Consider the following 11,096-nt stretch of genomic DNA (forward strand, 5'->3'; position numbering starts at 1 on the left):
GAGGACCCATGGTCGAACACGATTTCCGCTACACCCTGATGAACCCTCAACACACCCTGACCGAATGTCGCGCCCTGGTGCCGGGGCGTTATCAGGTCACCGGCAACGGCGGCTCGATTCGCAATAATGACGTCCTGGTGGTCACCCTCAAAGGCAGCAAGGACTTGTCCATGCGCCTGAGCGTCGAAACCGTTCGCCACTTGATCAACCCGCCAGGCCAATGGGTCGCGGTGGCCAGTGGTCCGGTGTTTGGTGAACTGGCGATCCACACCTGGAAGGTCAATTGCGACAGCTGCGCCAAAGAACTGAGCTTCGAGTTCGCGGTCGACGCCAAACTGGGCAACAAGGCTGAAAAGCCTGCCGCCACAGCGCGCATTGCCGAGCTGGGCTGGACTAGCGTCGGCGAGAAACACCTGTGCCCGAAATGCCAGGAGCCTGCGTGATGAAACACCTTGTTCTGGCCGCGATGGCGGGCGCCAGCCTGATGGGCTGCGCCGCCGACCCGGTGCAATTGCAGCAAAACCACAGTTACATTCTGGAGTGGATCGGCGAACGTCCGTTGATGGACTACAGCCATTTGACCATCACCCTGGGTGACGACGGTCGCGCCTACGGTAATGGCGGCTGCAACCACTGGTTTGCGCCCTACACCCTGGAAGGCGACAAGCTGAGCTTCGGCAAAGTAGGCAGCACCCGCAAACTGTGCGCACCGGCGTTGATGGAGCAGGAAAAACGTTTCCTGCAAGCGCTGGAAAACGTGCAGCGCTGGGACATCTCGCCAATCGACCAGATGCGTTTCTGGCCGGCAGAGGGCAAGCCGTTGCGTTGGTGGCTTGAAGAGGGTTGATCCCTTCCTCTTTGTGGCTTGGAGAATAACTGTGGCGAGGGAGCTTGCTCCCGCTGGGCTGCGAAGCAGCCCTAAATCCAGCCCCCTCGTTTCGTCAGGGACACCGCATACACTGGTTTTGCGACTGCTGCGCAGTCGAGCGGGAGCAAGCTCCCTCGCCACAGGTGGGAACAATCACTCCCACCGCACCGTTCAGTTAGTTGCCTGCAACGCCTCCAGCTTCGCCATCACCCCCGCCGCCGTCTGCTCACCCATCAACTGTTCCCGCACCTTGCCCTTGTTATCGATGATGTAAGTCACCGGTAACGCTTCACTGCGTGGCAGATCAAAGAAATCCGCCGGGTCCTGGGCCAGCACGGTGAACTTGATCCCCAGTTTCTCACTGGCGCTCTTCAGCTCATCGCCCTGCACATTGTCGAAGTTGACCCCGAACACACCAATTTTTTTGCCGTTGAGCTCTTCGGCCAGCGCGTTCAACTGCGGGATCTCGGTGCGGCACGGACCGCACCATTCGGCCCAGTAATTGACCACAATCCATTGTTTGTCGAGACGCCCGGACGCCACTTTGTGGCCATCCTGGTCGATGCCATAGTCACTGCCGCAGCCCCCCAGCATTAACGCCCCGATGATCGCCAACGCCGCTGCCAATCGTCTTGTCATGTCGTGATCCTTGCTCAAAATTGAATGCGCCTGCGACCCATCGACTCTCACGGTTCTGGATTGCGCGCTGCACAGTTAGAATAGACGCCACCTTACGCAAGATGCGACCCGCAAATGACCGATCTGACGCTTTATCACAACCCGCGCTGCTCGAAATCCCGCGGTGCGCTCGAACTCCTTGAAGCCCGCGGCCTGACGCCGACCGTGGTCCGCTACCTCGAAACCCCACTGGACGCTGCGCAACTGCAGAGCCTGTTGGGCAAACTCGGGATCAACGCCCGGCAATTGCTGCGCACCGGTGAGGACGAGTACAAAACCCTCAACCTGGCAGATGCCACGCTGACCGAAGCGCAATTGATCGCGGCCATCGCGGCCCACCCGAAACTCATGGAACGGCCGATTCTGGAAGTCGGCGACAAAGCTGTCATCGGCCGTCCGCCGGAGAATGTGCTGGAGTTGTTGCCGTGAGCGCGCCGTACATTCTGGTTCTGTATTACAGCCGCAGCGGCTCGACCAATGAAATGGCCCGGCAGATTGCCCGTGGGGTTGAACAGTCGGGAATGGAAGCGCGCCTGCGCACCGTGCCGCCGATTTCCACCGAGTGTGAAGCGGTGTCGCCGGATATCCCGGACGAAGGTGCGTTGTACGCCAGCCTCGACGACCTGAAAAACTGCGCCGGCCTGGCCCTCGGGAGCCCGACCCGCTTCGGCAACATGGCGGCGCCGCTCAAGTACTTCCTCGACGGCACCAGCAACCTGTGGCTGACCGGCGCCCTCGTCGGCAAACCGGCCGGCGTGTTTACCTCCACCGCGAGCCTGCACGGCGGCCAGGAAACCACGTTGTTGTCGATGATGTTGCCATTGCTGCACCACGGCATGCTGATCACCGGCCTGCCCTACAGCGAATCGGCCCTGCTGGAAACCCGGGGTGGCGGCACGCCTTACGGTGCCAGCCATCACGCCGGGGCTGATGGCAAACTCGGATTGAATGAGCATGAAGTCGCACTGTGCCGGGCCTTGGGCCTGCGCCTGGCGAAGACCGCACAGAAGCTGGAGGGCTGACATGGCCAAGAAGCCAAAGATACTGCCCTCGATCGAATGGCTCGAACCTCGGGTCCGGGCGATGCGGGTTGTCAGCCTGGTGTGCTTTTTCGGTCTCGTGGGGCTGCTGTGCGCCTACTACCTGCTGGTCGCCGACCTGCATGGCGCACGGCCGTGGGTGATTTTGCTGATCGAACTGGTGCCGCTGCTGTTGCTGGCGCCGGGGATGATTGTCGGCAGCGCCCGCGGGCATTCGTGGATGTGCTTTGTGGTGAACCTGTATTTCATCAAGGGCGCACTGGCCGCGTATGACCCGAACCGGCAGTTGTTTGGTTTGCTGGAGATGGGCGCGAGCCTGGCGGTGTTTTGTTCGGCGTTGTTGTATGTGCGGTGGCGGTTTCAGTTGAATCGCAAGTTGGCTGGCGAGGGCGAGATCAGCGTCGCCTGATCTGACGCCTTCGCGGGCAAGCCGCGCTCCCACATTGGATCTTCAGGGGACACATTATTTGTGAACACCACAGATCCCCTGTGGGAGCGGGCTTGCTCGCGAATGGGGCGACTCGGTCTCAATGATTCACGGTATAAGCGAGCATCATCGAAATCTGGCTCATCGCCCGCCCACCACTCTGTTCATGCCACTGGTTAAACACGTCCTGCACCAACGCCAGATCCCGCTGGCTGGTCGGCACCTTGTCGACGATTTTCTGTGCATTCAACCCCGCGACCACGTCGTAGCTCGGCACAAACGTGTCTTTGCCAACCATGCGCAAGAAGCGCGGTGCCGACAACCCGCCCAATTGATGGCCGTGTTTTTTCAGGTAGGTCCACAAGCCGACAATATCGGTCACCGGCCAATCGGCGATCAACGCGCCGAAACTGCCCTTCTCATGGGCCACATCCAGAATGAATTGCGCATTGCGCGGCACGCTCTTGAGCTTGCCCAAGTGGCGGATGATCCGCGCGTCCTGCATCAGTCGCTCCAGGTGTTCGGCGCTCATCAGCACGACTTTTTCCGGGTCGAACTTGAAAAACACTTCCTCGAAGGTCGGCCACTTGGCGTCCACCAGGCTGTGCTTTAGCCCGGCGCGAAAGACCCGCAGCGCCATGGTCGAGAGGTAGCGGTCGTCGCTGATCTTGCGCAATTGCGCCGGGGTCTTGGGAACCGGCAGATGGGCTTCCAGTTCAGCTGCCGAACCGAAGCGGTTCAGACAGTACTCGTGTAGCCACTTGTAATCGCGCATGCCCTCTCCTGGTTAATTGAATAAAAAAACTGATGTCGGGCCCTGTGGCGAGGGGATTCATCCCCGTTGGAGCGCGAAGCGCTCCCAGAATAGACTGGGGCTGCTGCGCAGCCCAACGGGGCGGTGCGACGTTTCGCTAAATCCCCTCACCACAGGCCACTCCCACAGTTTGTTCAGAGGTTGACCACGTTGACGAAGCGCGAGGCGGCGGTTTCATCGATGCGCAGGTTGGTGAAGTCAAACAGGTTGCGGTCCGCCAGTTGCGACGGCTGCACATTTTGCAGACTGCGGAAAATACTTTCGGTGCGACCCGGGGTCTTGCGATCCCACTCTTGCAGCATGTCCTTGACCACCTGGCGTTGCAGGTTTTCCTGGGAGCCGCAGAGGTTGCACGGGATGATCGGGAACTGTTTGAAATCCGAGTAAGCCTGGATGTCTTTTTCGTTGCAGTAGGCCAGCGGACGGATCACCACGTTGCGCCCGTCATCGGCACGCAGTTTCGGCGGCATGGCTTTGAGCGTGCCGTTGAAGAACATGTTCAGGAAGAACGTCTCGACGATGTCGTCGCGATGGTGACCGAGGGCCATTTTGGTCGCGCCGATTTCGTCAGCAAAGGTGTACAGCGTGCCGCGACGCAGGCGCGAGCACAGCGAGCAGGTGGTCTTGCCTTCCGGGATCAGCTCTTTGACTACCGAGTAAGTGTCTTTCTCGACGATGTGATACTCGACGCCCAGTGCTTTCAGGTACGCCGGCAACACGTGCTCGGGGAAGCCTGGCTGCTTCTGGTCCATGTTCACGGCCACGATGTCGAACTTGATCGGGGCGACCTTCTGAAAGTGCATCAGCACGTCGAGCAGGGTGTAACTGTCCTTGCCACCGGACAGGCAGACCATGACCTTGTCGCCGTCTTCAATCATGTTGAAATCGGCAACAGCCTCACCGGCCTGGCGGCGAAGGCGCTTTTGCAGTTTGTTCTGGTTGACCGTAAGAGTGCCCATGACGCGAAATCCGTGAGGAGTGACGAAAGGCCGGCATTTTACGCAAAAACCCTGGATGCGCGAAGCACCTGTGGCGAGGGGATTTATCCCCGTTGGGTTGCGAAGCAGCCCCAAAACCTGCGACCTCGGTTTGCCTGACACTGTGCGGTGTATTGCTTGGCGACTGCCGCGCAGCCGAACGGGGATAAATCCCCTCGCCACAAAAGTGTTTCAAGCTCAAAAATGCCTTCCCCGCAAGACCTCAAGGCGATTAAGCCATGTATTTACAGCGCGATTTGCTCTAAAGCCCCCCAACCTGCGCCGTTAAGACCTTTCTATACTGCGACATAAGGTCGCATACATATCCAGACCTTTACTTACTTGGCCACTTTGGGCCCGTAGGCGCTCCGCTGGGGGGCGATGGTAAAAACAAGAGGAGTGACTGGCATGATCCATCACGTAGTGGGGCTCTTCACCCACCCCGACCAGGAATGGAAAGAAATCCGTGGCGACCAAGAGGAAAGCATCAGCCACATGTACCTCACCCACACGCTGATTCTGGCGGCGATCCCTGCCGTGTCCGCGTTTATCGGCACCACCCAGGTCGGCTGGGTCATCGGCAGCCGCGCGCCGGTGATGCTGACCCAGGAAAGCGCGATCTGGATGACGGTCATGTCGTACCTGGCGATGCTCGGTGGTGTGGCGGTGATGGGCGCGTTCATTCACTGGATGGCCCGCACCTATGACGCCAACCCGAGCCTGGCCCGTTGCATCGCGTTTGCCACCTACACCGCCACACCGCTATTTATTGGCGGGCTGGCGGCGCTGTATCCACACATGTGGCTGGGGATGATCATCGGCACGGCCGCCATCTGCTACACGGTGTACCTGCTGTATGTGGGGTTGCCGACCTTCATGAACATTCCATCGGACGAGGGTTTCCTGTTTTCAAGCTCGGTGCTCGCCGTAGGGTTGGTGGTGCTGGTAGCCATCATGGCGTTTACCGTGATCGTCTGGGGCCTGGGCGTTGGTCCCGTCTACACGAACTAGAACTCCAATAGAACAAGATCTGCCAATACAGGCCGCCGCGAGGCGGCCTTTTAATATCTATTGAAAGAGCACGAACAACGACCATTCGGCGCCTGGCCGATTCGCAAGCCCCGGGGGTTGCGGCATACTCGACGTCTCTGGAGATCCATCAAGCATGCCCGAGCAACTCAATACCCGCGTCGAAGACTGTTACCAACAAGCCGAAACCTTTTTCAAACGACCTTTCAAACGCCCCGTGGTAAGCCTCAAGCTGCGCGGGCAAAAAGCCGGTGTCGCGCATTTGCACGAGAACCTGCTGCGCTTCAACCCGCAGCTATACCGGGAAAACACCGAAGACTTCCTCAAGCAGACCGTGGCCCACGAAGTCGCGCACCTGATCGCCCATCAACTGTTTGGCGACCGCATCCAGCCCCACGGCGAAGAGTGGCAACTGATCATGCGCGGTGTCTACGAACTGCCGCCCAACCGTTGCCACACCTACGACGTCAAACGCCGCAGCGTGACCCGCTACATCTACAAATGCCCGTGTGCCGACAGCGATTTCCCGTTTTCGGCCCAGCGGCACAGTTTGGTGCGGCAGGGGCGGCGGTATTTGTGCCGGCGTTGCCGCAGTACGTTGGTGTTTAGTGGGGAAATGCGGGTCGAGTAACAGGTTTTTTTGTGTTCATGCCGGCCTCATCGCGAGCAAGCTCGCTCCCACAGGGGATTTTCGGCGTGACACAGAACCAGTGTGGGAGCGAGCTTGCTCGCGAAGGCGTCTTATCAAGCGCTACACAACCACCTTGGCACGCCGCAATTCCTCGATCCGCTGCGCACTAAACCCCAACTCTCCCAACACCTGATCCGTGTGCTGCCCCACCGCCGCACCGATATACCTGGGCGCCGGCAACCCTTCGGAAAACTTCAACGGACAAGCCATTTGCTGCTGAGTTGATCCGTCACCGCGAGGCACCTCAGTCACCAATCCCCGCGCCTGCAACTGCGGATGCCGCACCGCCTCGCCCACACTCAACACCGGCTCGACACACGCATCAACCCCGGCAAACAGCTCACACAACTCAGAAAAGTCATGCTTCTCGAATTCAATTTTCAAGTCATTTTTCAACGCCTGTTGCTGCTCTGGCTTGGGCGATAAACCCTGGACCGCCAGTTCCGGGCGACCCAGCACCGTGCACAGTTGCTGCATAAACGCCGGCTCCAGGCTGCCCACCGATAACCAGCGTCCATCCCGCGAACGGTAATAGTCATAAAAACTGCCGCCATTGAGCATCTGATCTTCGCGCTCCGGTTCCACACCGCAGGCCAGATACCCGGCGCCGGCCATGGCGTTCAGGCTGAAGGCGCAATCGGTCATGCTCACATCCAGATACTGTCCCTGCCCCGTCTGCTGCCGGGCGATCACCGCCGCCAGCAATCCAATGACGCCGTGTAACGAGCCACCGGCTATGTCTGCGGCCTGAATCCCCAACGGTAGCGGGCCGCTGTCGGCGCGGCCGGTGTAACTTGCCAGCCCCGCCAGCGCCAGGTAGTTGATGTCGTGGCCAGCACGGTCCTTGTAGGGGCCAGTCTGGCCGTAACCGGTGATCGAGACGTAAATCAACTTCGGATTGATCGCCTTCAAGGCTTCATAACCCAGGCCCAGGCGCTCCATCACCCCGGGGCGGAATTGCTCCAACACGATGTCGTGGTCCTGCAGCAGTTGCTTGATCACCTCCAGCGCCTCGGGCTGCTTGAGGTCCAGCGCCAGGCTGCGCTTGTTGCGATTGAGGTACGCATGACTCGCCGAGACGCCCTGGTCGTGGGGCGGCAGCACCCGCAGCAGGTCCATGCGGGTTGGCGATTCGATGCGCAGCACCTCGGCGCCCATGTCTGCCAACAGCAGGGAAGCAAACGGCCCCGGCAGCAGTGTCGAGAAATCCAGAACCTTGAGTGATGCCAGTGGACCGGGCATGGGTGTACTCCTTGAGCGATGCCTCCAGCCTAGGCAGCCAATCGCATTGCAGCAATCACCCGATGTGTCAGCCGTCGTGACCGTTACGCTCAAATCCCAGGCATAAAAAAACCCGCCGAAGCGGGTTTTTCAGTGCAGCCGTCTTATTTGACGTTGCTTGGGGTGACGCCTTCGGACACGCCCAGATCGTCTTCAGGACGGGTGTCGACAATACCGCGACCGCCAGAAGCCAGTTCGGCCTGCATCACGTCGGTGTCCAGTTCCTTGACCCACTTGGCCACAACCAGCGTGGCAACGGCGTTACCCACGAGGTTGGTCAACGCGCGGGCTTCGGACATGAAGCGGTCGATACCGAGGATCAGCGCCAAGCCGGCAACCGGCAGGTGGCCAACAGCCGACAGGGTCGCGGCCAACACGATGAAGCCACTACCGGTCACGCCAGCAGCGCCTTTGGAGGACAGCAGCAACACCACCAGCAGGGTGATCTGGTGCGTGATGTCCATGTGGGTGTCGGTCGCTTGAGCGATGAACACGGCCGCCATGGTCAGGTAGATCGCAGTACCGTCGAGGTTGAACGAGTAACCGGTCGGGATCACCAGACCCACAACGGATTTCTTCGCGCCCAGACGCTCCATTTTGATCAGCATGCGTGGCAGCACGGATTCCGAGGAGGACGTACCCAGCACGATCAGCAGTTCTTCACGGATGTAGCGAATCACTTTCAGCACGCTGAAGCCGTGAGCGCGAGCGATACCGCCCAGCACGACCAGCACGAACACCAGGCAGGTGATGTAGAAGCACAGCATCAACTGACCCAGTTGCACCAGCGAACCCACACCGTAGGCACCGATGGTGAACGCCATGGCGCCCAGGGCACCGAGTGGCGCGAGCTTCATGATCATGTTGATGATGTTGAACATCACGTGAGCGAAGCGATCGATGAAGTCCAGGATCGGCTTGCCGTAGGCACCCAGGCGATGCAGGGCGAAACCGAAGATCACCGAGAACATCAGCACTTGCAGGATATCGCCGGTGGCGAACGCACCGATGATGGTGTTCGGGATCACGTTCAGCAGGAAGCCGACGACGCTTTGATCAGCACCGGCCGCAACATATTGAGCGACTTTGGAAGCATCCAGCGTGCTCACGTCGATGTGCATGCCGGCGCCCGGCTGGACGATGTTGACCACCACCAGACCGACCAACAGTGCAATGGTCGAAACGATTTCGAAGTAGAGCAGCGCGTAACCGCCGGTCTTGCCGACCGATTTCATGCTCTGCATGCCCGCGATACCGCTGACGACGGTGCAGAAGATGATCGGGGCGATGATCATTTTGATCAGTTTGATGAACCCGTCACCCAGTGGCTTGAGGGCCACACCGGTCTGCGGGTAGAAGTGACCGACCAGGATGCCGATGGCGATGGCAACGATCACCTGGAAATACAGGGATTTGTACAGTGGCTGACGAGTCGTCATTGTAAAGTTCCTCAAGAGTGCCCCGTGACAACATTCATCTGTTGCCCCATGACACTTCAATTGCGAACCCTCCTGCACTGGAGGGATTTGTTTTGTCGAGCCGCTCAACGGCAGGCATCTGCCCGTTGTATCGCAAAGCCCGTGCCACCTCTGCCGAATTCCCTGCAAGCCTTTTGACATCAAGGGTTACAGGGTTTTCTTTGTCACCGACCGGCTACAGCAATGTGGCGGATTTCCGCCTATCGGCCAGACCTCATCCTACAATTTGGCGGATATCCGCCTTGTTCATCGCCAAGTCCTGCGGCTACCATCCGGCGCTTAGTGGACGGACCTGCCTCCTATGCGCGAACGCACCATCGCCAGTCATTTCGCCCGTGCCGCCCTCGGTGGCGCGCGTCGGCGTGGTTATGATTATTCAGGCTTGTTGTTACAACTGGGGATCAGCCCCGAGTTGCTCGACGAGCCAAGGGCACGCATCGCGCCGGAACAATTCACCCGGCTGATCCAGGGCCTGTGGCTGGCGCTGGACGACGAATACCTGGGATTCGGGCAGGCACCGAGCAAACCCGGCAGTTTCGCCATGATGTGCCACGCGATTATCCATTGCCGCAGCCTGGAGAAAGCACTTCATCGCGGCTTATTGTTTTATAGCCTATTCCCCGAGGCGCCGCGTCTGACCCTGACCCGCGAAGACGAAATGATCCGCCTGAGCCTCGACGATTCACAGTTGCGGGACCCGGATCACTTCCTCAGTGAATCCCTGCTTGTGATCTGGCATCGTCTCGGCAGTTGGCTGATCGGCCAGCGTATTCGCCTGGAGCAGGCGACATTCAGCTATCCGAGACCTGAGCACGGCGCCGAGTACGATCTGCTATTCCCCTGCCCGCAGGAGTTTTCAACGGCCCAGAGCAGCCTGCTGTTTCACAGTCGCTACCTGAGCATGCCGTTGTTGCAGGACGAGCGCACGCTCAAGCATTTCCTCGAACGCTCCCCCGCCGACCTGTTGTCGCGCCCGGATGACGGCGACAGCTTGAGCAGCCAGTTGCGCCGTTTGCTCAGCCGCGACAGTGCGCGCTGGCCGGACCTGGAAGCGGTGGCCGCGCACTTGCACATCAGCCCGCAGACCTTGCGCCGGCATTTGCGCGAAGAAGGCAGCAGTTTTCAGGAATTGAAGGACCAGTTGCGGCGGGACATTGCGATTTATCACTTGGGGCGGGCGGATCTGTCGTTGCAACAGATTGCCGAGCAGTTGGGGTTTTCCGAGCCTTCGGCGTTTCATCGGGCGTTCAAGAAGTGGACTGGACTTACACCAGGGGCTTATCGGGCGCAGGAGCAGTGAGGGGGGATGGAGGATTCTGCGGCCTGAAACAGCTTGGGGGGCTGGGGTTGGGGTTTGGGTTGGGTGTATATCCGTTGCTGCGGTAACGGCTGCTTAGGGTTTCGCTCTTACAGCGACTCACTTTTCCAAACGCCGAAAAGTAAGCAAAAGGCTTCGCCCCGGCGTACGGCATCTCGCTGAGGCTCAGTGTTCGGGCTGAAGATCAAGAGCCCCTCACCCTAGCCCTCCCGAAACGTCGGACCGCCCGTAGGGAGAGGGGACTGACCGAGATGTTTGGGAGAGTTACGCCGACGTGAAATACCCGAACTCAGATTCTGAAAGGCTCACAAATCGGCTCCCTCTCCTCGGGGAGAGGGCTGGGGTGAGGGGGCAAACCCAACACATGCCGTGGCGAGGGGATTTATCCCCGTTCGGCGGCGCAGCCGTCGTAAGACCGGTGAACTCGATCTGTCTGAAACGCTTGAGATCCTGGGGGCTGCTGCGCAACCCAACGGGGATAAATCCCCTCGCCAC

13 protein-coding genes are annotated in these 11,096 nt (G+C 59.6%); 8 read left to right on the top strand and 5 right to left on the bottom strand.

The window, feature by feature from the left end:
- The first annotated feature begins 8 nt into the window (after positions 1–8).
- Together JFT87_RS25375 and JFT87_RS25380 are read left to right on the top strand one after the other, a co-directional pair.
- Positions 9–443 carry a hypothetical protein gene (locus tag JFT87_RS25375; protein WP_201205866.1) on the top strand — a complete coding sequence of 145 codons (435 nt, stop codon included), beginning with the start codon at positions 9–11 and terminating at the stop codon, positions 441–443.
- On the top strand, positions 443–847 hold the full coding sequence (locus JFT87_RS25380; RefSeq protein WP_201205868.1) for an META domain-containing protein: 405 nt from the start codon (positions 443–445) through the stop codon (positions 845–847). Before JFT87_RS25375 ends, JFT87_RS25380 begins: the two co-directional genes overlap by 1 nt.
- Positions 848–1,039: 192 nt before the next feature.
- On the opposite strand, the gene JFT87_RS25385 is transcribed toward JFT87_RS25380, so the two are convergent.
- A complete protein-coding gene (locus JFT87_RS25385) occupies positions 1,040–1,507 on the bottom strand; it encodes a TlpA family protein disulfide reductase (RefSeq protein WP_201205870.1) in 468 nt (155 codons plus the stop codon).
- Positions 1,508–1,621: 114 nt separating this feature from the next.
- Here JFT87_RS25385 and arsC point away from each other — a divergent pair, with 114 nt between their 5' ends.
- From arsC to JFT87_RS25400, 3 genes are read left to right on the top strand one after another with little or no spacing between them, the layout of a single operon-like run.
- Positions 1,622–1,975 (top strand): arsenate reductase (glutaredoxin), encoded by a 354-nt coding sequence (gene arsC / locus JFT87_RS25390; protein ID WP_201205872.1) that lies wholly within the window; start codon positions 1,622–1,624, stop codon positions 1,973–1,975.
- On the top strand, positions 1,972–2,568 hold the full coding sequence (gene wrbA / locus JFT87_RS25395; protein WP_201191627.1) for an NAD(P)H:quinone oxidoreductase: 597 nt from the start codon (positions 1,972–1,974) through the stop codon (positions 2,566–2,568). Before arsC ends, wrbA begins: the two co-directional genes overlap by 4 nt.
- A 1-nt stretch (position 2,569) precedes the next feature.
- The gene (locus JFT87_RS25400) at positions 2,570–2,995 is read left to right on the top strand and encodes a DUF2069 domain-containing protein (protein ID WP_201205873.1); all 426 of its coding nucleotides are present in this window, start codon (positions 2,570–2,572) and stop codon (positions 2,993–2,995) included.
- Positions 2,996–3,113: 118 nt separating this feature from the next.
- Here the strand turns inward: JFT87_RS25400 and JFT87_RS25405 are convergent, their stop codons facing one another.
- Positions 3,114–3,788 (bottom strand): DNA-3-methyladenine glycosylase I, encoded by a 675-nt coding sequence (locus tag JFT87_RS25405; RefSeq protein WP_201205875.1) that lies wholly within the window; start codon positions 3,786–3,788, stop codon positions 3,114–3,116.
- 173 nt (positions 3,789–3,961) lie between these two features.
- Positions 3,962–4,786: a tRNA 2-thiocytidine(32) synthetase TtcA gene (gene ttcA, locus JFT87_RS25410; protein ID WP_201205877.1), complete on the bottom strand. Its 825-nt coding sequence runs from the start codon at positions 4,784–4,786 to the stop codon at positions 3,962–3,964.
- Positions 4,787–5,212: 426 nt separating this feature from the next.
- Here ttcA and JFT87_RS25415 point away from each other — a divergent pair, with 426 nt between their 5' ends.
- Both JFT87_RS25415 and JFT87_RS25420 read left to right on the top strand, forming a co-directional pair.
- Positions 5,213–5,815, top strand: a complete 603-nt coding sequence (locus JFT87_RS25415; protein ID WP_201205879.1) for a Yip1 family protein — start codon at positions 5,213–5,215, stop codon at positions 5,813–5,815.
- A 154-nt stretch (positions 5,816–5,969) separates the two neighbouring features.
- Entirely contained in the window at positions 5,970–6,464 is a 495-nt protein-coding gene (locus JFT87_RS25420; RefSeq protein ID WP_201205881.1) for a SprT family zinc-dependent metalloprotease, read from the top strand.
- A 120-nt stretch (positions 6,465–6,584) separates the two neighbouring features.
- On the opposite strand, the gene JFT87_RS25425 is transcribed toward JFT87_RS25420, so the two are convergent.
- Complete coding sequence (locus tag JFT87_RS25425) at positions 6,585–7,766, bottom strand: CaiB/BaiF CoA transferase family protein (protein ID WP_201205883.1); 1,182 nt, start codon at positions 7,764–7,766, stop codon at positions 6,585–6,587.
- 143 nt (positions 7,767–7,909) lie between these two features.
- Positions 7,910–9,244 carry a dicarboxylate/amino acid:cation symporter gene (locus JFT87_RS25430; protein WP_201205884.1) on the bottom strand — a complete coding sequence of 445 codons (1,335 nt, stop codon included), beginning with the start codon at positions 9,242–9,244 and terminating at the stop codon, positions 7,910–7,912.
- A gap of 340 nt (positions 9,245–9,584) precedes the next feature.
- Here JFT87_RS25430 and JFT87_RS25435 point away from each other — a divergent pair, with 340 nt between their 5' ends.
- Complete coding sequence (locus tag JFT87_RS25435; RefSeq protein ID WP_201205886.1) at positions 9,585–10,583, top strand: AraC family transcriptional regulator; 999 nt, start codon at positions 9,585–9,587, stop codon at positions 10,581–10,583.
- Positions 10,584–11,096 lie beyond the last annotated feature (513 nt).

This window comes from Pseudomonas sp. TH15, from assembly GCF_016651105.1.
In the GTDB taxonomy this organism is placed as follows: Bacteria; Pseudomonadota; Gammaproteobacteria; order Pseudomonadales; family Pseudomonadaceae; genus Aquipseudomonas.